The organism is Rhodosalinus sp. K401, assembly GCF_041365735.1.
Classification (GTDB): domain Bacteria; phylum Pseudomonadota; class Alphaproteobacteria; order Rhodobacterales; family Rhodobacteraceae; genus Rhodosalinus.
Window position 1 is genome coordinate 67,049 of sequence record NZ_JBGFSI010000001.1, and the last position, 22,981, is coordinate 90,029.

Below are 22,981 nucleotides of genomic sequence, written 5' to 3' on the forward strand. Positions count from 1 at the left end.
TCGAACATGACACGGCGCGGCCTGCTCGGCGCCGGAGCGGCAGGCATCGCGGCCTCGGCGCTGGGGCTTTCGACGCGCCGGGCGATGGCGCAGGACCGGGTGGCGCTGCAATTGTCGTGGCTGCATTCCGCGCAGTTCGCGGGCAGCTACATCGCGCAGGACCGCGGATGGTGGGCCGAGGAAGGGCTGGAGGTCGCACTTCTGCCCGGCGGACCGAACGCCCCGGTCGAACCGCCCGTGATCTCGGGCGCGGCGCTCGTCGGCATTTCCGCCGCAGATTACACCGCCGCGGCGGTCGAACAGGGCGCGCCCTTCCGCATTCTCGGCGTCGCGATGCAGAAGAACCCCTTCGTCGTCGCCTCGCTGCCCGGCAACCCGGTGAACACGCCGGCGGATCTCATCGGCAAGCGAATCGGCATGGCGCTGGCGAACACGCCCGTCCTGCGCGCGCTCTGCGCGCTGAACGACGTGGACATCGACGCGATCGAGATCGTGCCCACGCAGTATTCCGCCCAGCCCCTGCTGGCCGGGGAGGTCGACTGCCTGCTCTGCTGGGAGACCGACCTGCCGGTTGCCATGGCCGTGCGCGGGATCGAGTCGGTCACCATGCTGATGGCCGATCACGGCTACGCCCTGCATTCGCAGACCTACATCGCCACAGAGGACAGCATCGCCAACCGCCGGGACGAGCTCGTGGCGCTGATGCGCGGAGAGGTCCGGGGCTGGGAGGCCTACCGCGAGGACACCGACGCCGCCGCCGAGCTGACCTTGCGGATGCACCCCGACGCGGGGCTCGACCCCGAGACGCAAAAGCTTCAGGCGGCGCGTCAGGTGCCGTTGATGTTCTCGGATCTGACCGACGAGAACGGCTTCGGGTGGTGGACCGACGAGACGGTCGCCGCGAATATCGAAACCCTCGCGCTTCTCGGCCGGACGGTCACACCCGAGCTGTGGGACCGCTCGATCCTAGAAGAGGTCCATGGCGGCTGACACCAACCAACCTCCCGGCGTGACCTGCACCGGGCTGGCGAAGTCGTGGCCCGGCGTCGTCGAGGCCGTGCGACCCGTCGACATCCGCTTCGCGCCCGGACAGACGACGGCGATGGTCGGCGCCTCGGGCTGCGGCAAGTCCACGCTTCTGCGGATGATCGCCGGGCTGGAGGCGCCGAGCGCGGGCCGCGTCGAGATCGGCGGTCGCCCACCAGCGGAGACCCTGCGCCACGCCGGGCTGTCGGTGGCCTTCCAGGATCCGTCGCTCCTGCCCTGGCGGAGCGTGCGCGGGAACATCGAGTTGGCGCTGTCGCTGGCGCGCCGCCCCGTGGACCAGGCCGCCATCGACCAGCTGATCGCGCTGGTGGGCCTTGACGGTTTCGCCGACACGCGCCCGGCGGAACTCTCGGGCGGCATGCGCCAGCGCGCGGCCATTGCACGCGCGCTGGCCACCGAGCCACGGCTTCTGCTGCTGGACGAGCCCTTCGGCGCGGTGGACGAGCTGACGCGCAAGCAACTCGCCCAGGACCTGCCGCGCCTGTGGGAGGCGCGCGGCACCACCACCATCCTCGTGACTCATTCGGTGACCGAGGCGGTGATGCTGTCGGACCGGGTGGTCGTGCTGTCCCCGCGCCCGGCGGAGATCGTGGCCGACATCGCGGTCGACCTCGCCCGGCCACGCGCCCCCGAAGACGCCCGCCATCCCGATTTCGTCGCGCTGGTCGACGAGGTCTTCGCCGCGCTTTCGCAGGGCGCGGCGCTGCGCGACCGGCCGCTCGCGGCGCAATGAGCGGGCTGGCGCAGCCGGCCGCCGCGACGGGCGCGGGGAGCGTGCGCCTGACCGGCCTCGGTCTCGCCCTTGTCCTCGCGGGATGGGAGCTGTCGGCCCGCGCCCTGTCGGGCGCCTTTGTCCTCGCCGCACCGTCGGAGGTCATCGCCTATCTGATCGCCAATCGCGGGCTGATGCTCCGCGCGCTCGGCGAGACGCTCGGCAACGCGGCCGCGGGCTTCGTGCTCGGCAATCTCGCCGCGCTGCTGCTCGCCGGCATCGCGCTGGCCTGGCCGCGCAGCCAGCGCCTGGTGACCGGGGTCGCGCTCGTGGTGTTCTGCCTGCCCCTGGTGGCCACGGGGCCGATCCTGCGCGTGATCTTCGGGCCCGGGAACTGGCCGCAGATCGTGCTGGCCGCGCTCGCCGTCTACTACACCACGCTGGTCCCGCTGCTGGTGGGGCTGCGCGCTGCGCCGGCGAGCTGGTTCGACCTCGTGGCGAGCTACGGGCGGGGACGGATCGCGACCCTTGTCCACATCCGGCTGATGGCGTCGCTGCCCTATCTCTTCGCCGGTCTTCAGATCGCCGCGCCCGCCGCCTTCCTCGGCGCGATGGTGGGCGAATTCACCGGCGCCGAGCGCGGCCTCGGGGTCCTGACGACCCGCGCGATGCGCGCGCTCGACGTGGAGATGACCTGGGCGATCGCCACGCTTGCGACGGCCGTCTCGGTGCTGGCCTACCTCGCCATCGGGGCGCTCGCCCGACATGCGCTGAAGGACGCGCCGCCGATCATCCTCGCCCCGCCGCGGGCCGAGACGGCGGCCGATGCGGGCCCCGTCCGCCTGCTCGCGCGGGTGGCCGGCGTGTCGCTCGCGATCCTGGGCCTCTGGTGGGGCGCCATCGCGCTCTTCGGGCCGAACCCGTTCTTCGCGAAAGACCCCGGCGACGTGCTTGCGGCGCTGGTCACCGCGCCCGACGCCGCGGCCACCCGCGCGACGCTCGGCGCGGCGATGGCGGAAACGGCGGTGTTCCTGCTGCCCGGATACGCCGCCGGGCTCGTCGCGGGCGCGGGGCTCGCGATTCTCTTCGTGCTGGTTCCGGCCGTCGCGGGCACTGTCATGCCGCTTGCCATCGCGCTGCGATCCGTGCCGATCGTCACCACCGCGCCGCTCATCGTCCTGTTCCTCGGGCGCGGCGCGCTGGGCACCATCGTGCTGGTCGCGGTGATGGTGTTCTTTCCCACCCTCGTGGCATGCCTGCACGGGCTGCGGCAGGCGCCCGGGCAGGTGATCGACGTGCTCGACAGCTACGGCGCCGGGCAATGGCAGCGCCTGCTGCGGGTCCGGCTGCCCGCGATGCTGCCCGCCTTCTTCGCTGCCGCGCGGATGGGCGTGCCGGCCTCGGTCCTCGCGGTGACGGTGGTGGAATGGCTCGCCACCGGCAAGGGCGTGGGCAGCCTCATGGCGCTGTCGGCCTCGCTGTCGGACTACACCATGCTCTGGATCACGGTGCTGGTCGTCACCGGGTTCTCGGCGCTCGGCTATGCCGGGGTCGGCCGGCTGGAGACGCGCGTGCTGCGTGTCTACGCCCCCGAGCAGCTGGCATGAGCCCGCGCGCCGCCGCCTTCGCCATTCCCGGCGACATCACGACGCTGACGGGTGGCTACATCTACGAGCGCCGGCTTCTCGAAGGGCTGCGCGCCCAGGGCCGCGACGTGGCCCATCTGGCCCTCGGGCCCTCGTTTCCCGATCCGACGCCCGGGGACATGGCCGACGCCGCCGCGCGCCTCGCCGCCATCGCGCCGGACCGCCCGCTGATCCTCGACGGGCTGGTCTTCGGCGCGATCGACACAGGGGCGCTTGGCGAGGTGCGCGCGCCCGTGGTCGCGATGATCCATCATCCGCTCGCCCTGGAAAGCGGGCTGGAGCCGCGCCGGCGCGCGCATCTTTACCGGACGGAGCGCGACAACCTCGCGCTTGCCGCCCATGTCCTGGTGCCGAGCCCCCACACCGCCGCGACGCTGCAGGCGGATTACGGCGTCGCCCCCGACCGCATCACCATCGCCCGCCCGGGCACCGACCGCCCGGCCGGGCGGCGGGCGCCGACCGATCCGCCGCTCATTCTTTCGGTGGGCATCCAGCATCCGCGCAAGGGGCACGACATCCTCCTCGGGGCGCTGGCCGGGCTGACCGCGCGCGACTGGCACTGCGTGATCGTCGGCGCGCCGCACGACGCGGCCCATTCGGAAGAGCTGGCCCGGCTGCGCGAGACCCTCGGTCTCGCCGGGCGGGTGCGGATCGCCGGGCGGGTCTCGGCCGAGGCGCTGTCGCGGCTTTACGGGGAAGCGTCGATCTTCGCGCTCGCCACCCGGTACGAGGGGCACGGGATCGTCTTCGACGAGGCGGTGGCGCACGGGCTGCCCATCGTCTCCTGCCGCACCGGCGCGGTGCCGGACACGGTGGCCAAGAACGCGGGGCTTCTGGTGCCGCCGGACGATGCCACGGCGTTCGCGGCGGCCCTCGACCGACTTCTGGGCGACCCGAAGCTGCGCGCGGACACCGCGCGCGCCGCGCAGGCCGCCGGAGCGGCGCTGCCCGGCTGGGACGACACCGCGCGGGTGGCGGGCCTGGTCCTCGACGGTCTTGCCCCGGGGCGCGACCACCCCTAGGCGCGGCCGCCGCTTTTCGCTCACGCCACGGCGCCGGCCGGGGCGCATCACGGGCGGCGCTCGCGCCTTGCGCCGAAACCGGCTTCAATGGCCCGCGAATCCTGCCTGCGGCGCCGCGCCGGGCTAGGCCGACGGGGGAGACGATGACGCCCGAGATCGCGATTGTCCTCCTGCTTCTGGTGGCGGCGATGGTCCTTTTCGCGACGGAGTTGGTCTCGCCCGACGTCACGGCGCTGGGATTGCTCGCGGCCCTCGTCGCAAGCGGAATCCTCGCGCCGGCGGACGCCTATACGGGGTTCGGCAGCGAAATCATCATCGTGCTGGCGTCGGTCATGGTGCTGGCGGGATCGGTCGCGAAATCGGGGGTGATGGAATGGCTGGGAAAATTCGCGCATGACCTTGGAAAGGGCAACGAGCGGCTATCGATACTCACGCTGCTGTCCATGTCCGCGGGCAGTTCCGCCCTTCTGAGCAACACCAACACGACCGCGATCCTGATGCCCGCGGCGATCGAGACGGCCCGGCGCACCGGGATCAGCGCGAGCCGGGTCCTGATGCCGCTGGCCTTCGCCTCGATGCTCGGCGGATCGGCGACGCTGATCGGCACCTCGGCCAACCTCGCGGGCAGCGGCATGGCATCAAGGCTCGGGCTGGAGCCCTTCTCGCTTTTCGAGTTCGCCGCGGTGGGCGCCGTTCTGTCGGTGACCGGGCTGCTGTGGCTGGCGATGACGGGGCATTGGCTTCTGCCTGCGCGGAGGTCCGTCGAGACCGCGCGAAACGCCGAACCGCGACGGTTCTTCACCACGCTCGGCCTTCCCGAAGGCTCCTCGGCCATCGACGAGGCCATCGGAAACCTCGATTTCGACGGGCTCGACACGGACCTGCTGTCCGTCGTTCGCGATCGCGAAAGGCGCGATCCGCACCATTCCCGCAAGCTGCGCGCGGGCGACGAGCTGATCATCCGGACCACGCGGGACGGTCTGATGAAGCTTAGGAAATCCTCCGATTTCACGCTGGAGCCCGACAGCCACTTCTCCGAACGATACGGCGGCGACGTGACGCCGGTGCTGGTGGAGGCGGTGGTGACGCCGCAGTCCCGGCTGGTCGGGCAGTCGCTCAAGCAGATCGGCTTTTTCGACCGCTACCGCGGCATCGTGCTGGCCGTCTACCGGCGCGAGCGGAGCCGCCCGGCCCGGATCGAGAACCTGCGGCTGCGCTCGGGCGACGTGCTTCTGCTTCAGGGCCCGGAACGGCACATGGCGTCGCTGCGGGGCGATCCGGATCTTAAGGTCCTCACCCGTGTCGAGACGCCGGTCGTCACGCCGCGCGAAGGCACCAGGGCGCTCGCGGCCATGGCGGTGGCGATCCTCGTCAGCGCCCTGGGCCTTGCGCCCTTGTCGCTCGCGTTCCTCGTGGCGGTGCTCTTCGTGATCCTGGCCGGCAACATCACCATGTCGGAAGCCTACAGGTTCATCGAATGGCGGCTCATCGTGCTCATCGCGGCAATGTCGGGCTTCGGGCTCGCGATGGAGGAAAGCGGCGCGGCGGCCTACCTCGCCGATATCGTCGTGCGGTGGAGCGCGCCCGTCGGCCCGTTCGCGGCGATGGCCGGCTTCAGCCTGCTGACCGTCTTGCTCACGCAGCCGATGTCCAACGCGGCCGCCGCGCTGACGGTGATCCCGGTCGCGGTGGCGGCCGCCGACGGGTTGGGGCTCGACCCGCGGATGCTGGCGATTCTCGTGACGCTGTCCGCCTCGGTGTCGTTCATCTCGCCGCTGGAGCCGGCCTGCCTGCTGGTCTACGACGCCGGACGCTACAGGTTCTTCGATTACGCCCGTGCCGGCGCGCCGCTGACGCTGATCTGCGTGACGGTGCTGCTCGTCCTCGTGCCGATGATCTGGTGAGGACCGGGATCCGTCGCACTGCGCGGGCGGGAACGCGCGGTGGCACAAGAAAAGGCCCGACCTGTCCTGCCGCACTCCTTGCGAAAGGACCGCCGCTCCCGGTGAGCGTTTTCCGGGCTTTTTCCGGCCGGTGCGCCAAATCGGGCGATTTCATGGCCATTCGCCACCGCATGTGATATCAAAGGCACTGAATGTCAGGAGCTGTGCGACGCGCTCACCGAACGGAGCGTGCGGCCACATGCGCCCCGACCGTGACCCGCCGATGCCATCGGGACCTTCCGGAGAGATGCGAATGACCAGGAAGACCCCGGCCGGAAAGAGCCCGCTTGCGATGCCGCGCTGGGACATTGCGGATCCGCAGGCGGCGCAGGCGCTGCGCGCCCTGATCGAGGCGACCCGGCGCAACATCCCCGCGGACCGGACGCTGTCGGTCTCCTGCAAGCAGGGCACGGCGATCTGTTTCGTGGTCTCGGGATGGCTGGTCCTGTCGAAGTCCACGATGGAAGGGCATCGCCAGATCATCGACATCCTGCTTCCCGGCGACGTCTTCGATCCGCGATCCGCGGGCGGGGAGCACGCCACGGCGGATCTCTGGGCGCTGACGGATGTCACCCTTTCCTCCATCCCGCGCGGGGACTGGCAGCGGCTTCTCGGCGCGCATGCGGACGCGCACTGGCTCGTGGACGATCTCTTCGCGTTGCGCGATGCGCGCATGGCAGAGCGCATGCTGCGCCTTGGACGGAGCAACGCCGACTGCCGGATCGCCTACGCGCTACTGGAACTCGGGCTGCGCACGTCCACATCGGGCCTCGTCGGGGAAAAGCAGTTCCACATCCCCATGACGCAGCAGGTGCTGGGCGATTTCGTCGGGCTGTCCTCGGTCCATGTCTGCCGGACCTTCCGCCGCTTCGAACGGCAGGACATCCTGTCGGTCAGCGACCACATGGACATCTTCGTTCACGATCTCGACGCGCTGGCCGTGATCGCGGAGATCGACCTCGAAGAGCTGCGCAGGGAAGTCACGCACGCGGCCTGATCCGGGCCGGCGCGGCGCTACCGCCTTTCACAGATTTCGCCAAGGGTCTGGCCGGCCAGTTCCTCCGACACGCGCTCGGCGATGTCGCCGAGCGACAGGACACCCGCGAGGCGATCGTCCCGGTCGAGCACCGGAAGCCGGCGGACCTGCCGATCCCCCATGATCTCCGCGGCGCGGGCCACCTCCTCATCGGCGCGGCAGCTTGCCGGATGCCGCGTCATGAACGTGCAGACAAGCGTGTCCTGGGTGGCGTCCTGGGCCAGCGCGAAGGCGATGTCGCGATCCGTGACGATCCCCACCAGTATGTCCTCGCCCACCACGGGAAGCGCGCCGATGTCGTTCTCGCGCATGAGGCCGAGGGCGGTGCGGATCGACCCCCACGGGGAGATCGCGACCACGGGGCGCGACATGATCTCGCGAACCTTCATGGCAGGAAACGACACCCCGCACGCCGCGTTGCCCACGCGGCCAGCCGCCTCGGGATGCGGATGCCGCGCGGCAGTGGTGCGCGATGCCGGGGGCCGCGCTTTACGTAAGGATATGGCTCGATGCCCATGCCCGTCTCGCTTCGTCTGGGTCAGCTTGAGCGCTCGTCAGTCAAGCAGCCCCGCGCCGCCGCGGTCGTTAACGAGCGTTAATGATCGCGGGCCCCTTTTCGACCATGGTCCGAGGCAGGAGAGACAGGTCCCGGCACGGGCCGGAGAAGGAGCCGAGATGGATCGCCTGAGTATCGTCGTGACGCTCTTGACGGGGCCCGTCCTCGTGGGCGGGCTGGTGATCACGGTGCTGTCCCTCGGTTTCTACAGCTGGATCCCGATCGCGGCCGCCGTCGTCGCGGGGCTGCTTCTGACCTGGCCGGCCGCCTACGCGATCTCGCGCCGGATCAAGCGCAAGGATCCGCACTGGAACGTCCGGAGCGGCAAGCCGGGCAGCGGCAAGCCCACCGACACCGACTTTCCCGAAACCTGATCCCCAGATCGGAGCCCCAGATGCCCCTTCCGGAAGTGGTTCCGCGCCACGCCGTCGGCACGCTCGCCGGGACGTTCGGCGAGACGGAGGTCCGCAAGGACGAGGCGAACCGGCCCGACGCCACCGGGGACGGGCTTGCAAAGCGCGCGCCGGCCTTTCGCGAGGACGGCGCGCGCGCTGCCGGCCATGCGCCCGGTTTGACCACCGTAGCGACCGGCATGGCCGTGGGCATGCGCGAGATCGCCGAGGACCACCGCCTCCGGCTTGCCGCGCGCCTCGCGCTCGCGCGCGCGGGCTGGTCGATGGTCGATATGGGCCGGGCCGAGATCGACGAGCCGTCAACCGCCAGCGCCCTCGGGTTGACCGACGACTTCGAACTCCCCGGGAAGACCGTGAACGCCGAGGACGGCGCGGTTCCCGCGACCCGCCTGATGCACGCCATGGGCCGCGAGAGCGTGGGCCGGGGGCTCGTGACGCTGTGCATCGGCGGCGGGCAGGGCATCGCGCTGCTGCTGGAGAGCGACGCCTGAGCCTCGATGCCAAGCCAGAAGGAAAGGACGACCGATGACGACCGAGAAGAGAGTGGCCCTGGTGACGGGCGGCGTTCAGGGGCTGGGCGCGGCCGCCGCGCGCGCCCTTGCCGAGGGCGGAGCGTCGGTTGCCGCCACGCACCTTGGCGCCGGGGAGCGCGCGGACGCCTTCGCGAAGGAGACGGGCATGCCCGTCTTCGAATGGGACGTGGCCGATTACGACGCCTGCGCCGAGGGCATCGCGGAAGTCGAAGAGGCACTGGGCCCGATCGACATCCTCGTGAACAATGCGGGCGTGAACCGGGACACGATGTTCCACAAGATGGACCGCGAGGATTGGGACGCCGTCATGCGGGTCGATCTGGGATCCATGTTCAACGTCACACGCCAGGTGATCGAAGGCATGCGGGAGCGCGGCTTCGGTCGGATCATCAACATCTCGTCGGTGAACGCGGCGCGGGGCCAGGCGGGCCAGACCAACTACTGCGCAGCCAAGGCGGGCGTCGAGGGTTTCACCCGCGCGCTCGCGCGCGAGACGGCCGGCAAGGGCATCACGGTCAACGCGATCGCCCCGGGCTATGCCGACACGCCGATGGTGGGCGCCATGCCCGACGAGATCCTGGACGGCATCGTGGACATGATCCCGCTCTCGCGGCTCGCCGAACCGCCGGAAATCGGGCGCTGCGTCAGGTTCCTCGCCTCCGATGACGCGGGTTTCATCACCGGGACCACTCTTGCCGTGAACGGCGGGCTCCGGATGGGGTAGACCGGGGCGCGACCGGCCCGGAAAAACGCGGCGGCGAAGGTTCGAAAGGAGCAGTCATGCCCGACACCAAGCACGAGACCCCCCGTTCCTCCAAGGCGGAGAAGGCCCGGAAGCCTGACGCGGACGAGGCGCAGGCCGGCCAGTCCACGCCGCGCGAGGCGCGCAGCGGCCTCGACGCAGAGCCGCCCGAAATCGTCCATACCTCGCCGCTCGAGGCGCCCGACCGGTACAGCACCAAGAGCCTCGACCGGGCCGCCAACGCGCATCTGGCGCGCTTCACCCTCGGTGTATCGCCCTATGGCCTCGCCTCCACCTTCTTCACGTGGTGGACCCACCTTGCCGGATCGCCCGGAAAGCAGGTCCAGCTGGCCGAGAAGGCCGCGCGCAAGGCGATGCGCTTCGGCGTCTACGCGGGCCAGCTCGCCCGGGATCCCGGCGCGGAGCCCTGCATCGAGCCCCTGCCCCACGACCACCGTTTCGAGGACGAGGGCTGGACGCGCTGGCCCTACAACGCCATCTACCAGGCTTTCCTGCTGAACCAGCAATGGTGGTACAACGCGGCCTGCGACATCGACGGCGTGACCCCCCGCCAGGAGCAGGTGGTCTCGTTCGTCACCCGGCAGATACTCGACATGATGTCGCCGTCGAATTTCGTGGCGACCAATCCCGAGGTCGCGGCGGCGACGTTCCGCGAAGGCGGCGCCAATCTCGTGCGCGGCGCCGAGCACTTCCTGGAAGACTGGGAGCGCGCGATCTCGGGCAAGCTGCCCGTGGGCACGGAGGACTACCTGCCGGGGCGCGACGTCGCCGTCACGCCCGGCAAGGTCGTCTACCGCAACCGGCTTCTGGAACTGATCCAGTACGCGCCGCAGACGGACAAGGTGAAGGCCGAACCGCTGCTGATCGTCCCGGCATGGATCATGAAATACTACATCCTCGATCTCAGCCCGCACAACTCGCTGGTGAAATACCTAGTCGAGCAGGGGTTCACGGTCTTCATGGTGTCGTGGCGCAACCCCACGGCCGAGGATCGCGACAAGGGGATGGACGACTATTTCGACGCCGTGGCCGAGGCGTTGGACGCGGTGGGCGCGATCGTGCCGGACCGCAAGATCCACGGTGTCGGCTACTGCCTCGGCGGCACGCTGATGGCGGCCAAGGCGGCGCAGATGGCGCGCGACGGCGACGACAGGCTGGCCTCGCTGACGCTCTTCGCCACGCAGACCGATTTCGAGGAGCCGGGAGAACTTCAGCTCTTCGTGAGCGAAAGCGAGGTCGCGTTTCTCGAGAACATGATGTGGGACCAGGGCTATCTCGACACCAAGCAGATGGCCGGGGCGTTCCAGCTGCTGCGCTCGGCGGACCTGATCTGGTCGCGCTACGTCCACGAGTACCTGATGGGGCGCCGGCAGGAGATGTTCGACCTGATGGCGTGGAACGCCGACGCCACGCGGATGCCCTACCGGATGCAGAGCGAGTACCTGCGCAAGATCTTCCTGGGCAACGAACTCGCGGAAGGCAAGTACCGGCTGAACGGCAAGCCCGTGACGGTGGGCGACATCGACGCGCCGATCTTCTGCGTCTCGACCACGTCGGATCACGTCGCGCCCTGGCAATCGGTCTACAAGCTGCACCTGCTTGCCGACACGCAGCTCACCTTCGTGCTGACCAATGGCGGCCACAACGCCGGCATCATCAGCGAGCCCGGCCATGACGGCCGGGAGTACCGGATACGCACCACCGAGGACGGGGAGCCCTATCTCTCGCCCGAGGCGTGGCAGGCGTCGGCGGAACGGCAGGAGGGCTCCTGGTGGCCCGCGCTGACCGCGTGGCTCGGCGAACGCTCCTCGAAGGAGGTGGCGCCGCCCGCCATGGGCACCACGTCGGGCCGCTATCGCCCGATCGAGGAGGCGCCCGGCGCCTACGTGTTCCAGCGCTGAGGCACGGCGGCATGGGGGCGCGGCGCGAAGGGCTCGCGCCCGGCCCGCCGACACCTCCCAGCCCGTCGCGCGGCAAGACGCGGGCACGGGCTCGCACGCGGCGCGAGCACCCGGACATGGGCCGGAAAGACCAGCGATGCGTGCCGGCACGGACGGCGCGGCGCCCTGCCCGGCCGCGCGATGTCCATTGAAGAAATCCGGGGACACCCCGTCGCATGGTGTTGACCCGCCGGCGCCGCGAAACATCTGCGCCCGACACCGGTAACCGGATACGGCAGAGAGATGCATCGCCCCATCGCCACACGCGCCCATGGGCTGGAACGCCTGGAAAACTTCGTGCCAGCCATGGGCCGGCGCTACGCCAACGGGCGCAACCATGACCGGGGGCCCGGCCGGCACAAGGACGTCTCCGTCCTGTCGCCCTATATCCGGCGCAGGCTCGTCACCGAAGAAGAGGTCGCGGCCGCCGCGCTGGCCGCCCACGGCCCCGAGAACGCCGAGAAATTCGTCCAGGAATTGATCTGGCGCGGCTATTTCAAGGGCTGGCTGGAACGCCGGCCCCAGGTCTGGACCCGCTATGCCGAGGGCGTCCGGGCCGATCTGGAGACCCTCGATCTCGACCGCCGCCTCCGGCGCGACGTGGGCCGCGCCGAGGAGGGGCGGACCGGGCTGGCGTGTTTCGACGCCTGGGCCGAGGAACTGGTCGAGACCGGGTATCTGCACAACCACGCGCGGATGTGGTTCGCCTCGATCTGGATCTTCACGCTGGAACTGCCCTGGCGTCTGGGCGCCGACTTCTTCTACCGCCACCTGCTCGACGGTGATGCGGCCTCGAACACGCTGGGCTGGCGCTGGGTGGCGGGGCTGCACACGCGCGGCAAGCCCTACCGCGCGCAGGCCTGGAACATCGCCAAGTTCACCGGCGGCCGCTTCACCCCGCGCGAGAGCGACCTGGCAGAGGTGACCGAGGGCCTTGAGGCGGAAGAGCCCGACGGGCTGCCCCCGGTCCAGCCGCTGCGCGAAGTCGCTGAACCCGACGCGCACGCGCCCGCCGCGCTTCTGATCACCGACGAGGATTGCCGCGTCGAGGAGTTCGACCTCGCCGGTCTCGACATCCGCGGCACCGCCACGCTGGCGGCCAGCCACCTGCGCTCGCCCCGGCCCGTGGCGGAGGCCGTCGCGCGGTTCGAGGCCGTTGCGCTCGCCGACGCGGCGGCCCGGGCGGGCGTCTCGCCCGCCAGATTGCGCGCCGATCACCCGGATCTTCTCGCCCGCTGGGCGGCCGAGGCGGGGGCCACGCAGATCGTCACGCCCTATGTGACGCGCGGTCCGCTGCATGACTGGCTGATGGAGGCGCGGCCGGCGCTCGAGGCGCGTGGCATCGCGATCCGAGAGTGGCGCCGCGACTGGGACAGCGCGATCTGGCCCCACGCGACCGCCGGGTTCTTCAAGGTGAAGAAAAAGATCCCGCAGATCCTCGAACGGACGGTCGAGGCATGATGGACGTGGCAATCGTGGGGGCCGGAATCGCCGGCATCGCCTGTGCGCGGCGGCTTGCCGGGGCGGGGCTGGTGCCGGTGCTGTTCGACAAGGGGCGCGGCATCGGCGGGCGGGTCGCCACCCGGCGCGCCGACGGGCTGCAATTCGACCACGGCGCGCAGTACGTCACGGCGCGCGGGGATGCCTTTGCCGCGGTGCTCGACGCGGCTGAAACCCGCGAGGCTGTGGCGCGCTGGCAGGACGGCTCCGGGCGCGCCCACCTCGTCGGCACGCCCGGCATGTCGTCGCTCGCCAAGGCGCTCGCACAGGGTCTCGAGGTGCGCCAGCGGGCCGAGGTCACGGCCCTGCGCCCCGACGAGGGCGCGTGGATGCTGCGCGTGGGCGACGCCTGGCACCGGGCCGCCCGCGTCGTTGTGACCGTCCCCGCGCCGCAAGTGGCGGGACTGCTGGGTGCGGATCATCCGCTGGTCGCGCCGCTGGCCGCCGTCGGGTTCGCCCCCTCCCTGACGCTCATGGCGGCGCTGAGCGCGCCCGCCCCCTTCGTCACGCGGTGCGACCCGGACGATCCGCTCTCCTGGATTGCCCAGGACAGCAGCAAACCGGGCCGCCCCGCATCGGACGCGGCGGCATGGGTCGCGCAGGCGGGTGCCGCGTTCAGCCGGCGCCACCTCGAAGACGACCCGGACGATATCGCCGCGGCGATGCTGCCCCTGCTCTGCGACAGGCTGGGCACCGCGCCCGATCGCGCGGTCCACGCCGCGGCGCATCGCTGGCGCTACGCCCACGTCACCGCGCCGCTCGGCCAGCCCTGCCTCGCGGCAGCGGATGGCACGCTTTGCCTTGCCGGGGACTGGTGCCTCGGCCCGCGCGTCGAGGCGGCCTGGACCAGCGGCACCGCCGCCGCCGACACCCTGCTGGAGCGCATGCCATGACCGATGACCCCCGGATAGCCCGGCTGCTCGCCCTGATCGGCGCCGCATTGCGTCCACCGCCGGGCGCCGGGCGCATCGCCCTCGCGCTCGGCTTGGGGCTGCTCTGCCACACGCTTTTCGCGGCGGCCGTGCTGGCGATGATCGCCGCCATGTTCTTCGGGCTGAGCGAAAGCTTCGGCACCGTCCCGTGGCCCTGGGCGCTGCTGGCCAACGCGGCACTGATCGCCCAGTTTCCGCTTGCCCATTCGTTCCTGCTGACCGGTCCGGGCGGGCGTTGGCTGACGCGGCTGATCCCCGGCCCGCACGGCGCGACGCTCGCCACCACCACCTATGCCATCATCGCCTCGGCGCAGCTGCTGGCGCTCTTCGCGCTCTGGACACCTTCGGGCATCGTCTGGTGGCGGGCCGAGGGCGCGGCGTTCTGGGCGATCTGCGCGGCCTATGCCGCAAGCTGGCTGTTGCTGATCAAGGCAAGCTTCGACGCCGGTGCGGAGGTGCAGTCGGGCGCGCTGGGATGGATGTCGCTGATGGCGCGGATCCGTCCGGTCTTTCCCGACATGCCGACGCAGGGCCTGTTCCGCGTGATACGGCAGCCGATCTACGTGGCGTTCGCGCTCACGCTCTGGACGGTGCCGGTCTGGACGCCAGACCAGCTCGCCCTCGCCGTCAGCTACACCGCCTATTGCCTGCTGGCCCCGCGCCTGAAGGAACGGCGCTTCGCCGCGCGCTACGGCGACCGGTTCGCGCGGTACCGCGCCTCCGTGCCCTATGTGGTGCCGCGGCCCAGACCGACACGGGACAATGCCGATGCGAAATGACCTGACGATCTACGACGCCGTGGCCGACCGTTGGTGGTCGGACGAGGTGCGCTGGGTGCGCACGCTCAAGAATCTCGTGCCGGGGCGTCTGAAATGGTTCGACCGGCATATCGACTGGGCGGGAAAGGACGTGCTGGACCTGGGATGCGCCGGCGGCTTCATGGCGGAGGCGATGGCCGGGCGCGGCGCGCGGGTCACCGGGATCGACCCCGCCGCCGAGGCGGTGGAGGCCGCGCGCCGCCACGCGGACGCCCGGGGGCTCGGGATCCGCTACGATGTCGGCGTGGGCGAGGCCCTGCCATACGACGACGCGGCCTTCGATGCCGTGGTCTGCGTCGACGTGCTCGAACATGTGGCCGACCTCGACCGGGTGCTCTCGGAGGTGGCGCGCGTTCTGCGTCCGGGCGGGTGCTTTCTCTACGACACGATCAACCGCAACCCGCTGGCGCGGTTCGCCACCATCACCGTGGCCGAGGATCTGCTGCGCCTTCTGCCGCGCGGGACGCACGATCCCGCGATGTTCATCAAGCCGCGGGAGCTTTCGCGCGCGATGGAGGGCGCGGGCCTCGCGCCGGGGCTGATGACCGGCCTCGGGCCGCGCGGCATCGACCGCCGCCTGGACCTGACCTTCGGGCCCCTGCCCCTCACCGCGATCCTCTACATGGGCCTCGCCCGGCGGCCCGCCCTCGCAAGCGGAGATGTCTCATGCTGACCGCGGCGCTTCTCGCCACCGCGCTTCTTTTCGGGGGCATGGTGCTCTATTCCTTCGGTTTCGCGGCCTTCCTGTTCACCGCCCTGCCGCCGGACGTGGCCGGCACGACGATCCGGCGCGCCTTTCCACTGTTCTATCTTTTCGTCATGGGCGTCGCCGCGGCGGCGGCCGCGCTCGCGTGGCCCGTCGACCCGCTTGCGGCCGGGCTGCTCGCGCTGGTCGCGGCCACGACGCTGCCCACGCGGCAGATCCTGATGCCGGCCATCAACCGCGCCACCGACACGGGCGCGAAGGCGCGCTTCAAGTGGCTGCACGGGCTTTCCGTCGTCATCACCCTCGCCCATATCGTGATCGCGGCCTATGTCCTGGCGCGCTTCGCCGGCGGAGGGCTCGAATGACCGGCCTGCCGATCGAGAACGTCCAGTCCTACCCGCGCCCGCCGGCGCTGGAGCCTGTGCCGCAGCGGGTGACGGTCCGGCTTGGGGGCGTGACGGTCGCGGACACGACCCACGCGCTTCGGGTGCTCGAGACCCATCACGCGCCCACCTATTACCTGCCGCCCGAGGATATCGGCGCCACGCTGCGCCCGGTGGGCGGCGCCACGTTCTGCGAGTGGAAGGGCGCGGCGCGCTATTTCGACGTGCTCGCCGGTGCGACGACTGCGCCGCGTGCCGCCTGGAGCTACGACCACCCCGCCGCCGGTTTCGCGCCGCTTGCGGGGTTCGTGGCCCTCTACGCGGGGCTGATGGACGAGGCGTGGGTCGGGGGCGTGCGCGTCCTGCCCCAGCCGGGGGATTTCTACGGCGGGTGGGTCACTCCCAACCTCGAGGGCCGCATCAAGGGCGCGCACGGCACCCGGCACTGGTAGCGCCCTCCTGCTTGCGACTGGCGGTTTCGAGCACGTCCGCGTGAAGACGGGCCACCTTTCCGGCCCCGCGCGATCCGATGCGAAAGCCCGGCCATGAGACCACGTCGAGGGGGGCGCCGCGTGTTCCGCCCGTTCCGTCTCGCGATGGCGCGCTCGCTCGCTGCCTGTGGCGGACCGCGACTGGCCGATATGCCCTCGCGCTCGATATGACGTTCTCTGGGGCGGCGACGGCAAGCCGCCGGCCGTGATCGAGGCAAAACTCACCAGGAAGGACGCCCGCGTCGGCCAGCAGCAGGCAAACTCCACGCCGATTGTGTGGAGCGGATGGATGGCGCCCAACCCGGTATTGTTATCTACCAACGGCTACGAGCACTCGATTTTGGGGCAAGCAGATGTGTCCGCCCCGGGCGATCTCGGGTTTCGTGAAAAAGGATGGGCTGGACCCCCTCGACCAGCACAGGACGACGTGGAAACTACTCGCCAAAGTGCCGGTCGCTAAGGAGAATCGCCGCTAGGGTGTTCGTGGAACAGGTTATCGCCGCTCCCGAAGACCCGGAGGCCGGTAAAGCCGAGATGGGGCTGCACCGCTTCCCGAGATGCTCACCAGGTTGCATCGTGCCGCCGAGAGATGCGTTCGGCGGGTTCGTCGCCCGCCGCCAGCAAGCCGCCGATCAGCTTGAGTTCCTCGACCGGATGATCGACGCACTTTCCGAGACAGGCTCCGTCGATCCCAAGAACTTCTATGAAAGCCCCTACACCGATATCGACAGTCAGGGCATCGTCGACGCGTTGACCTGACACTGGACTTTCATCCAGCCGCGACCGGAGCCCGGTTGGCGTTGACGCCGGTTTGCGCAGGTTGAGCAATCGCCCGGCGCGCGGAGCTTTCGTCTCGCGCAGCGGGGCGGGCGATTGCGGTCGTCAGGGTGCGGGCGCATGGTCGGCACCCTAGAACACGACGCCAGCCTCCTCGAGCGCATCACCGACAGCGCCTTTGGCGAAGGCGAGCACGCCCGCTGATCTCCGGCAACACCGGAACTCCCGCCGCGTACCGCCCTGCGCGGTGAGCCCGAACCGTGGCCGCAGTGGGGCCGCGTAAGTCGGGCGAGCGGGTCGTAAAAGGCGCCGCATGACGCGGGCCCGAATACGGAGACGACCCCATGACCCAGATCCAGCTTGCCGACGCTCAAGCCGTCATCCCGTCCACCGCCTGCGCGCGCGAGGACGGAGCGGTCTTTCCCGTCACTGCCAACCTAAAGGGCGGCGCCGTCGGCAACGTCTGCGAGAGCCTCCTTAAGCAAGGCCTGATCGAGGAAATCAACGCAACGGATCTCAACACGGTCTGGCGGCACGACGAGAAGCGCGGCCCGATCACGCTGCACGCCGCCCCGCTGGCCTACGGCACCCTCGGCATCACGGACGAGCCGGACGAGACGCCGCCGGCGGAAACGCCGACCGCCCCGGTCCAGCGCGGGAAGGGCGCCAAGCAGGAAACACTGATCGAGATGCTCCGCGCCGAGGGCGGCGCGACCATCGACGAGATCGTCGAAGCCACGGGATGGCAACCGCACACGGTGAGAGGCGCCATGTCCGGCGCGCTCAAGAAGAAGCTGGGCCGGACGTTCATCGCCGTGAAGGTCGAAGGTCGCGGCAGGGCATACATCATCGCCGACGACTGACGCCGCACACCACGACAGTCCCGATGCCGCCGTCCCGCTTGGGGCGGCGGCTATGACAACTTGCAAAGCCGGCCAAAGATTTGTCGATTTCACCTGTCATATAGGTTAGATGAAGGATGGGATTTCCAGACCCTATCCGGGCACCAACGCCAACCCGGCAGAGATTTTCGCCTTGGCGGCCGAATACCACTCAGCCGCAGAGGACCTGATTCGAAAGGGCCAACCGCGACAACCGATGTCGCGCGCGCCAGCGCAACTCTGCGCAATCCACGCGATTGAACTCTACCTCAATGCGTTCCTGCTCGCCTCAGGTGAGCCTCCCGAAAAGGTGCGTGCACATTTTCACAACCTTGCCGTTCGCGCGAAGACTGCAGTCGACCGGGGGCTGATACTTCGGAGGCTGACGCTTGATCATCTGGTTCGGATGACTGAAGGCCGAGAATACTTGATTTCCCGCTACGGTCCTGAACTCTCCGGGTCAGTTTCTGAAAGCAATCGACTGATGGCAACGCTCACCGGGATTGCCAGGAAGGTTCGGCAAAAGATCATGGCCAACTAGCTTGAGCCGCGCACCCGGATCGCCTCGAACAGCCGACGCAGAGCGAAAGACCGCCCGATGCGTACCACCTTGAACACCGCGCCCATCTTCAGGTTCTGTGCGAGCGTCGTGCGCAGCCCGATGACCACGAAGATCAGGATCTGCGTCACGACCGCGACGCCGTAGCCTACCGCCACGTTGGCGACAGCCTCCACCAGCGACATGGCCCTGCTCTGCTTCATCGCGCGCCCTCATCCATCGGCCAGAAGCTCAGCTGCGAGAGTTCGGGGCGCATGCCCCGCCCACCCGGTGAGCCATCCCATCAGCGCCTCGACGAAGGCTGGGTTCAAGGTCAGGGGCGTGTCGCAAGGAACGACCGCCAGCCGTCGGCGTCACCAGGACCTCGCGGCCAAGGAGGCCGTTGCGAATTTGCCCGTCTCATAGTACGAAATTATGATAGACAAATCTGGAGCGGGCGTCGTGGATAAACTTGGTTACAGAATTACTGGCGCAGCAGTCGGTTTCTTGGTAGGTTGTTTCGCCCTCTCCCTTCTTTACTTCTTTCTTCAAATGAGCATGGATTTTTTCGACGTCAGCAGCGTTCGTTTTCGTACACCAATTGCATTTTTATTCTTCCCATTATTTCTGCTTTTCTCGGATTCAAGCTCGGCCCTGATTTATTCCCTCTCATGCAGGAAATTCTTGGGGGTTCGGACCCATGGACGAGGCCCTTGCTCGCCGGACCGGTCTTCTGGGCAGTAGTCGTTTTGGCTTTTGTTGTCATTTTTGAACCGTTCGGCTATCGCATTTCCGATGACGAATGGCTTTTCGTTGCCAAAATTATCCTGTTCCCGGTTGGTGTCTTATGGTGCGGGGCCTGGATAGTTACTAGGTTTGTATTACGGAAATAGAGTGGCGGCAGCCCATGCCGACCAGTCATCCGGCGACTTCGGGGAAGCCGAGGCGGAGATGATGGGCGACGTTCTCGAGGAACACGAAGGACGGCTCGACGTCGCCGACGATGCGGGCGACATGCGGCCAGAGATGGCGCGGGTCGTCCGCGCCCCGGCGCTTGCCCGCGTCGAGAGCGACGTCTGTGCTCAAAGCTCCGTGAGGGTTGGCCACCTCTATGGCCACGCGCCGCCCGATGCGAAACGCTGCTCCCGCCACTTATCGGACGAGGAGCGCACCGCATGTCGCGCCTGATTTATCCTGCTCTTGCGCTGCCGCTCCTTCTCGCTGCCTGCGGCGGGCCGCAACTGGCGGACATGCCCAACGTCCATGCCGGCCCCGAAGGCTATCCGGCCGCCGAGGTGGCACCGGCGGCGCGTACCGTGCAGCCAGACATCTGGTTCGTGACCGACCGCGGGCGGCTGGCCGGGGCGCAATCGGTGCAGCCCTACGGCGCTGGGCGTTCGGCCGAAATGGCGTTCGGCAAGGCGAAGGTCCGGTTCGGCGAGAGGCTCGACTGGCCAGCCCTCATCGCCCGCAGCAGTGGTGACGGCGGACGGGGCGCACTCCGTCTCCGGCCGGTCGAGGTGACGGAGACGGTGCGCTTTCCGGCCACCCCTCTGCCATTCGATGTCGCGAACGGCCGGGTGCGCACGCTGCCCGAAGCGCAGGCTGCTTGGGACGCCAAGGCCGCGGCGTTCCGCAACGAGATCGCCGCCGCACTCGCGCAGACCGAGCGCCGGGAGGTGACGGTCTACGTCCACGGCGTGGCGACGACCTTCGAGGAGGCGCAGGGGACGCTGGCCAATCTATGGCACTGGGCAGGACGGCCGGGGGTGCCGCTGCTCTACTCCTGGCCTTCGGGAAATACCGGATTCTTCGGCTACTTCCGCGACCGGGAGGCGGGTGAGTTCACCATCTTTCACCTCAAGCAGACGCTGCGGATGCTCGGCGAAACGCCGGGGCTCGAGCGCATCAACCTGATCGCCCACAGCCGCGGCACCGACATCGCCACGAGCGCGCTGCGCGAGCTGGCCATCGCCGAGCGGGCGGCGGGCCGCGTGCCGCGGCGCTCGCTGAAGCTCGGCACGCTGATCCTCTCGGCGCCCGATCTTGATTTCGGGATCATGCAGCAGCGCCTCGTGGCCGAGCAGTTCGGCCCGGCGCTCGATCAGATCAACGTCTATCTCAATCCCGGCGACGGGCCGCTCGGGCTGGCGCAGACGCTGATGTCGGGCCAGCGCTTCGGCCGCATCCGGCCTGAGGATCTGACACCCGCCCTCAGGGAGACGTTCTCCCGGATCGGAAACGTGCATTTCATCACCGTGGAGGCTGCGCGCCCCGCGCTCGGCCACGGCTACTTCCGCAACAACCCGGCGGTCTTGTCCGACATCGTGCTGGCGCTGCGCCATCGCGTGCCGCCGGGCGGCGAGCGGCGCCCGATGCGCCGGCTCGACGCCAATTTCTGGTCGCTCCACCGGGACTACCCTTCCCCGCCAGAGCCGCGCCCGCCCGCGCCGGGCGACTGAGGGGACGCTGCGGCGCTCTCAGCCCTGATGCTGCGCGCCGATCCCCTGGAACATCGCGCGCAGATCGACGCTGGAACGCTCTCCGATCGCGTCCCAGGTCGCGTCGAGCCAGTGGGCGGTCGTTTCTCTGCCGAGATCACGCAGATGGGTGAGAAAGGCCCATTCGGCGTTCATCTTCGAGGACGCGCCAAGCGGCTTCAGCGCATCCTCGTTCTGGACGATATGCACCCGGACCTTGCGATAATGCTCGGTCGAGAGCTTGCCCTCGTCGATCAGCCGGTCGACGAAATCGATCGCGCGCAGCTCCTTCAGCAGGCTGCCATTGAAGCTGATCTCGTTCAGCCGGTTCTGGATCTCCTGCGGTGTTCGGGGCACGCCACGGCGCTCGATCGGATTGATCTGCACCACCACCACGTCATCGGTGCCGGTCTGGCCGTGGAAGGGAAAGAGCGCGGGATTGCCCATGTAGCCGCCGTCCCAGTAGGGCACGCCGTCGATCACCACCGCCTGATGGACGAAGGGCAGGCAGGCCGAGGCCATCACCATGTCGGCCGTCAGCTGCTCGCGCGGGAACACCTTGACCTTGCCGGTTTCCACGTTGGTGGCCGAGATGTAGAGCTTGAAGGCGTCGCAGGCGCGCACGCTCTCGAAATCGACCGCGGCCTCGAGGATGTCGCGCAGCGGATTCATGTTCATCGGGTTGAGCTGGTAGGGCGAGACCATCCGGGTCATCGCGTCGAAGGCGAGATAGGCAGGGTTGTGATCGAGGCTCCACTTCCCGAGCCACATATCCCACGGCGAGCGCTGGATGGGGCTGACGCGTGCGGCCCTCGACACCGACCGCCAGAAGCCCTCCAGCCGCTCGCGTGCGCCCTCCGGCCCGTTTTCGGTCGTGCCGGCAGCCACGGCGACGGCGTTGAAGGCGCCGGCCGAAGTACCGGAGATGCCAGCGATGGAGAGCCGCCCGTCCTCCAGCAGCTTGTCGAGGACGCCCCAGGTGAAGGCGCCATGCGCGCCGCCCCCCTGCAGCGCGAGGTTCACGGGCTTGGGCTCGGCTTTTCTCACGGGGTGCAGTGTCATTGCGCCGTCCACCCGCCATCGACGGGCAGCGCCGCGCCGGTGATCTGGGCCGCCGCGTCGGAGCACAGGAAGGCCGCAAGTGCGCCGATCTGAGCCGTCGTGGCGAATTCCCGCGTGGGCTGGGCGGCGAGCAGCACGTCGCGCTTCACCTCCGCCTCGGTCATGCCGCGAGCCTTCGCCGTGTCGGGGATCTGGCTCTCCACCAGCGGCGTCCAGACATAGCCCGGGCAGATCGCGTTGACGGTCACGCCGTGCTCGGCCGTCTCCAGCGCCGCGGTCTTGGTCAGACCCAGAAGGCCATGCTTTGCCGAGACATAGGCCGCCTTGCCCGGCGAGGCGACAAGGCCATGGGCCGAGGCGACGTTGACGATCCGGCCGTGGCCGCGCGCGGTCATCCCCGGCACGACCGCGCGGATCGCGCGGAAGGCGGCGGAGAGGTTGAGCGCGAGGATGAGCTCCCACTTGTCGTCGGGAAACTCGCCGATGGGGGCCACATGCTGCACGCCGGCATTGTTCACCAGCACGGTGATCGGTCCCAGCCTGTCTTCCGCCTCGCCGACGAGGTCGTCCACCGCGTGCGGGTCGGTCAGGTCGGCGCGGGCATAGGCGGTGCGCACGCCATGGGTCTCGGCCAGCCGGTCGCGCTGCGCCGCGACGTCCGCCTCCGCCTCGATCCCGTTGAGCATCACGTCGTGGCCTGCCGCGGCGAGCGCATGGGCGATGCCGAGGCCGATGCCGCTCGACGAGCCGGTGACGAGGGCGGTGCCCTGGCCCGTTCGTTCGTTCATCCTGTCGTCTCCTT

25 protein-coding genes and 1 pseudogene are annotated in these 22,981 nt (G+C 69.3%); 20 read left to right on the plus strand and 6 right to left on the minus strand.

Annotated elements, in window-relative coordinates; all coding sequences use genetic code 11:
- Positions 1–6: 6 nt before the first annotated feature.
- From AB6A66_RS00310 to AB6A66_RS00335, 6 genes are all read left to right on the plus strand, one after another.
- Positions 7–990 (plus strand): ABC transporter substrate-binding protein, encoded by a 984-nt coding sequence (locus AB6A66_RS00310; protein ID WP_371054653.1) that lies wholly within the window; start codon positions 7–9, stop codon positions 988–990.
- On the plus strand, positions 980–1,780 hold the full coding sequence (locus AB6A66_RS00315; RefSeq protein WP_371054323.1) for an ABC transporter ATP-binding protein: 801 nt from the start codon (positions 980–982) through the stop codon (positions 1,778–1,780). Before AB6A66_RS00310 ends, AB6A66_RS00315 begins: the two co-directional genes overlap by 11 nt.
- On the plus strand, positions 1,777–3,366 hold the full coding sequence (locus tag AB6A66_RS00320) for an ABC transporter permease (protein ID WP_371054324.1): 1,590 nt from the start codon (positions 1,777–1,779) through the stop codon (positions 3,364–3,366). The genes AB6A66_RS00315 and AB6A66_RS00320 overlap by 4 nt, the downstream gene beginning before the upstream one ends.
- Positions 3,363–4,427, plus strand: coding sequence for a glycosyltransferase family 4 protein (locus tag AB6A66_RS00325; RefSeq protein ID WP_371054325.1), 1,065 nt, complete (start codon positions 3,363–3,365; stop codon positions 4,425–4,427). The genes AB6A66_RS00320 and AB6A66_RS00325 overlap by 4 nt, the downstream gene beginning before the upstream one ends.
- A gap of 143 nt (positions 4,428–4,570) precedes the next feature.
- Complete coding sequence (locus tag AB6A66_RS00330; protein WP_371054326.1) at positions 4,571–6,331, plus strand: SLC13 family permease; 1,761 nt, start codon at positions 4,571–4,573, stop codon at positions 6,329–6,331.
- Between the two features lie 292 nt (positions 6,332–6,623).
- Positions 6,624–7,367 (plus strand): Crp/Fnr family transcriptional regulator, encoded by a 744-nt coding sequence (locus AB6A66_RS00335; protein WP_371054327.1) that lies wholly within the window; start codon positions 6,624–6,626, stop codon positions 7,365–7,367.
- Positions 7,368–7,384: 17 nt separating this feature from the next.
- Here the strand turns inward: AB6A66_RS00335 and AB6A66_RS00340 are convergent, their stop codons facing one another.
- Positions 7,385–7,777 (minus strand): CBS domain-containing protein, encoded by a 393-nt coding sequence (locus AB6A66_RS00340; protein WP_371054328.1) that lies wholly within the window; start codon positions 7,775–7,777, stop codon positions 7,385–7,387.
- Between the two features lie 304 nt (positions 7,778–8,081).
- Here AB6A66_RS00340 and AB6A66_RS00345 point away from each other — a divergent pair, with 304 nt between their 5' ends.
- The 11 genes from AB6A66_RS00345 (at position 8,082) to AB6A66_RS00395 (ending at position 17,200) form a co-directional block, all read left to right on the plus strand.
- Positions 8,082–8,336: a hypothetical protein gene (locus AB6A66_RS00345; RefSeq protein WP_371038633.1), complete on the plus strand. Its 255-nt coding sequence runs from the start codon at positions 8,082–8,084 to the stop codon at positions 8,334–8,336.
- A 20-nt stretch (positions 8,337–8,356) separates the two neighbouring features.
- The gene (locus tag AB6A66_RS00350) at positions 8,357–8,866 is read left to right on the plus strand and encodes a hypothetical protein (protein ID WP_371054329.1); all 510 of its coding nucleotides are present in this window, start codon (positions 8,357–8,359) and stop codon (positions 8,864–8,866) included.
- A gap of 34 nt (positions 8,867–8,900) precedes the next feature.
- The gene (gene phbB / locus AB6A66_RS00355; protein ID WP_371054330.1) at positions 8,901–9,632 is read left to right on the plus strand and encodes an acetoacetyl-CoA reductase; all 732 of its coding nucleotides are present in this window, start codon (positions 8,901–8,903) and stop codon (positions 9,630–9,632) included.
- 56 nt (positions 9,633–9,688) lie between these two features.
- The gene (locus tag AB6A66_RS00360; RefSeq protein WP_371054331.1) at positions 9,689–11,572 is read left to right on the plus strand and encodes a PHA/PHB synthase family protein; all 1,884 of its coding nucleotides are present in this window, start codon (positions 9,689–9,691) and stop codon (positions 11,570–11,572) included.
- A gap of 282 nt (positions 11,573–11,854) precedes the next feature.
- Positions 11,855–13,072: an FAD-binding domain-containing protein gene (locus AB6A66_RS00365; protein ID WP_371054332.1), complete on the plus strand. Its 1,218-nt coding sequence runs from the start codon at positions 11,855–11,857 to the stop codon at positions 13,070–13,072.
- Positions 13,069–14,004 carry an NAD(P)/FAD-dependent oxidoreductase gene (locus AB6A66_RS00370; RefSeq protein WP_371054333.1) on the plus strand — a complete coding sequence of 312 codons (936 nt, stop codon included), beginning with the start codon at positions 13,069–13,071 and terminating at the stop codon, positions 14,002–14,004. Before AB6A66_RS00365 ends, AB6A66_RS00370 begins: the two co-directional genes overlap by 4 nt.
- On the plus strand, positions 14,001–14,822 hold the full coding sequence (locus tag AB6A66_RS00375) for an isoprenylcysteine carboxylmethyltransferase family protein (RefSeq protein ID WP_371054334.1): 822 nt from the start codon (positions 14,001–14,003) through the stop codon (positions 14,820–14,822). Before AB6A66_RS00370 ends, AB6A66_RS00375 begins: the two co-directional genes overlap by 4 nt.
- The gene (ubiG, locus tag AB6A66_RS00380; RefSeq protein ID WP_371054335.1) at positions 14,812–15,534 is read left to right on the plus strand and encodes a bifunctional 2-polyprenyl-6-hydroxyphenol methylase/3-demethylubiquinol 3-O-methyltransferase UbiG; all 723 of its coding nucleotides are present in this window, start codon (positions 14,812–14,814) and stop codon (positions 15,532–15,534) included. The genes AB6A66_RS00375 and ubiG overlap by 11 nt, the downstream gene beginning before the upstream one ends.
- On the plus strand, positions 15,528–15,932 hold the full coding sequence (locus AB6A66_RS00385; protein ID WP_371054336.1) for a DUF4149 domain-containing protein: 405 nt from the start codon (positions 15,528–15,530) through the stop codon (positions 15,930–15,932). The genes ubiG and AB6A66_RS00385 overlap by 7 nt, the downstream gene beginning before the upstream one ends.
- On the plus strand, positions 15,929–16,402 hold the full coding sequence (locus AB6A66_RS00390) for a DUF427 domain-containing protein (RefSeq protein ID WP_371054337.1): 474 nt from the start codon (positions 15,929–15,931) through the stop codon (positions 16,400–16,402). Before AB6A66_RS00385 ends, AB6A66_RS00390 begins: the two co-directional genes overlap by 4 nt.
- A 516-nt stretch (positions 16,403–16,918) precedes the next feature.
- Positions 16,919–17,200, plus strand: a complete 282-nt coding sequence (locus AB6A66_RS00395; protein WP_371054338.1) for a hypothetical protein — start codon at positions 16,919–16,921, stop codon at positions 17,198–17,200.
- A 10-nt stretch (positions 17,201–17,210) separates the two neighbouring features.
- Here AB6A66_RS00395 and AB6A66_RS00400 read toward each other — a convergent pair.
- Positions 17,211–17,336: pseudogene (locus AB6A66_RS00400) on the minus strand (IS3 family transposase); the annotation flags it as partial.
- Positions 17,337–17,562: 226 nt separating this feature from the next.
- Between AB6A66_RS00400 and AB6A66_RS00405 the strand changes: the two are divergent.
- Entirely contained in the window at positions 17,563–18,081 is a 519-nt protein-coding gene (locus AB6A66_RS00405; protein ID WP_371054339.1) for a DUF3489 domain-containing protein, read from the plus strand.
- 109 nt (positions 18,082–18,190) lie between these two features.
- The gene (locus tag AB6A66_RS00410) at positions 18,191–18,640 is read left to right on the plus strand and encodes a hypothetical protein (protein ID WP_371054340.1); all 450 of its coding nucleotides are present in this window, start codon (positions 18,191–18,193) and stop codon (positions 18,638–18,640) included.
- On the opposite strand, the gene AB6A66_RS00415 is transcribed toward AB6A66_RS00410, so the two are convergent.
- Together AB6A66_RS00415 and AB6A66_RS00420 are read right to left on the minus strand one after the other, a co-directional pair.
- Complete coding sequence (locus AB6A66_RS00415) at positions 18,637–18,861, minus strand: hypothetical protein (RefSeq protein WP_371054341.1); 225 nt, start codon at positions 18,859–18,861, stop codon at positions 18,637–18,639. The two genes, AB6A66_RS00410 and AB6A66_RS00415, sit on opposite strands and share 4 nt — an antisense overlap.
- 694 nt (positions 18,862–19,555) lie before the next feature.
- Complete coding sequence (locus AB6A66_RS00420) at positions 19,556–19,723, minus strand: DNA cytosine methyltransferase (protein ID WP_371054342.1); 168 nt, start codon at positions 19,721–19,723, stop codon at positions 19,556–19,558.
- 89 nt (positions 19,724–19,812) lie between these two features.
- On the opposite strand from AB6A66_RS00420, the gene AB6A66_RS00425 reads away from it, so the two are divergent.
- Positions 19,813–21,099, plus strand: coding sequence for an alpha/beta hydrolase (locus AB6A66_RS00425; RefSeq protein ID WP_371054343.1), 1,287 nt, complete (start codon positions 19,813–19,815; stop codon positions 21,097–21,099).
- Positions 21,100–21,117: 18 nt separating this feature from the next.
- Here AB6A66_RS00425 and AB6A66_RS00430 read toward each other — a convergent pair whose 3' ends face one another.
- Together AB6A66_RS00430 and AB6A66_RS00435 are read right to left on the minus strand one after the other, a co-directional pair.
- Entirely contained in the window at positions 21,118–22,179 is a 1,062-nt protein-coding gene (locus AB6A66_RS00430; RefSeq protein WP_371054344.1) for a patatin-like phospholipase family protein, read from the minus strand.
- Positions 22,176–22,967 (minus strand): 3-hydroxybutyrate dehydrogenase, encoded by a 792-nt coding sequence (locus AB6A66_RS00435; RefSeq protein WP_371054345.1) that lies wholly within the window; start codon positions 22,965–22,967, stop codon positions 22,176–22,178. The genes AB6A66_RS00430 and AB6A66_RS00435 overlap by 4 nt, the downstream gene beginning before the upstream one ends.
- Between the last annotated feature and the right edge of the window lie 14 nt (positions 22,968–22,981).

Coding starts and splice junctions, on each gene's coding strand:
- AB6A66_RS00330 (WP_371054326.1), top strand. CDS start 4,571: ATGACGCCCGAGATCGCGATTGTCCTCCTGCTTCTGGTGGCGGCGATG.
- AB6A66_RS00345 (WP_371038633.1), top strand. CDS start 8,082: ATGGATCGCCTGAGTATCGTCGTGACGCTCTTGACGGGGCCCGTCCTC.
- AB6A66_RS00415 (WP_371054341.1), bottom strand. CDS start 18,861: ATGAAGCAGAGCAGGGCCATGTCGCTGGTGGAGGCTGTCGCCAACGTG.
- AB6A66_RS00315 (WP_371054323.1), top strand. CDS start 980: ATGGCGGCTGACACCAACCAACCTCCCGGCGTGACCTGCACCGGGCTG.
- AB6A66_RS00385 (WP_371054336.1), top strand. CDS start 15,528: ATGCTGACCGCGGCGCTTCTCGCCACCGCGCTTCTTTTCGGGGGCATG.
- AB6A66_RS00350 (WP_371054329.1), top strand. CDS start 8,357: ATGCCCCTTCCGGAAGTGGTTCCGCGCCACGCCGTCGGCACGCTCGCC.
- AB6A66_RS00335 (WP_371054327.1), top strand. CDS start 6,624: ATGACCAGGAAGACCCCGGCCGGAAAGAGCCCGCTTGCGATGCCGCGC.
- AB6A66_RS00425 (WP_371054343.1), top strand. CDS start 19,813: ATGTCGCGCCTGATTTATCCTGCTCTTGCGCTGCCGCTCCTTCTCGCT.
- AB6A66_RS00410 (WP_371054340.1), top strand. CDS start 18,191: ATGAAGGATGGGATTTCCAGACCCTATCCGGGCACCAACGCCAACCCG.
- ubiG (WP_371054335.1), top strand. CDS start 14,812: ATGCGAAATGACCTGACGATCTACGACGCCGTGGCCGACCGTTGGTGG.
- AB6A66_RS00375 (WP_371054334.1), top strand. CDS start 14,001: ATGACCGATGACCCCCGGATAGCCCGGCTGCTCGCCCTGATCGGCGCC.
- AB6A66_RS00405 (WP_371054339.1), top strand. CDS start 17,563: ATGACCCAGATCCAGCTTGCCGACGCTCAAGCCGTCATCCCGTCCACC.
- phbB (WP_371054330.1), top strand. CDS start 8,901: ATGACGACCGAGAAGAGAGTGGCCCTGGTGACGGGCGGCGTTCAGGGG.
- AB6A66_RS00310 (WP_371054653.1), top strand. CDS start 7: ATGACACGGCGCGGCCTGCTCGGCGCCGGAGCGGCAGGCATCGCGGCC.
- AB6A66_RS00430 (WP_371054344.1), bottom strand. CDS start 22,179: ATGACACTGCACCCCGTGAGAAAAGCCGAGCCCAAGCCCGTGAACCTC.
- AB6A66_RS00390 (WP_371054337.1), top strand. CDS start 15,929: ATGACCGGCCTGCCGATCGAGAACGTCCAGTCCTACCCGCGCCCGCCG.
- AB6A66_RS00435 (WP_371054345.1), bottom strand. CDS start 22,967: ATGAACGAACGAACGGGCCAGGGCACCGCCCTCGTCACCGGCTCGTCG.
- AB6A66_RS00340 (WP_371054328.1), bottom strand. CDS start 7,777: ATGTCGCGCCCCGTGGTCGCGATCTCCCCGTGGGGGTCGATCCGCACC.
- AB6A66_RS00325 (WP_371054325.1), top strand. CDS start 3,363: ATGAGCCCGCGCGCCGCCGCCTTCGCCATTCCCGGCGACATCACGACG.
- AB6A66_RS00365 (WP_371054332.1), top strand. CDS start 11,855: ATGCATCGCCCCATCGCCACACGCGCCCATGGGCTGGAACGCCTGGAA.
- AB6A66_RS00360 (WP_371054331.1), top strand. CDS start 9,689: ATGCCCGACACCAAGCACGAGACCCCCCGTTCCTCCAAGGCGGAGAAG.
- AB6A66_RS00320 (WP_371054324.1), top strand. CDS start 1,777: ATGAGCGGGCTGGCGCAGCCGGCCGCCGCGACGGGCGCGGGGAGCGTG.
- AB6A66_RS00370 (WP_371054333.1), top strand. CDS start 13,069: ATGATGGACGTGGCAATCGTGGGGGCCGGAATCGCCGGCATCGCCTGT.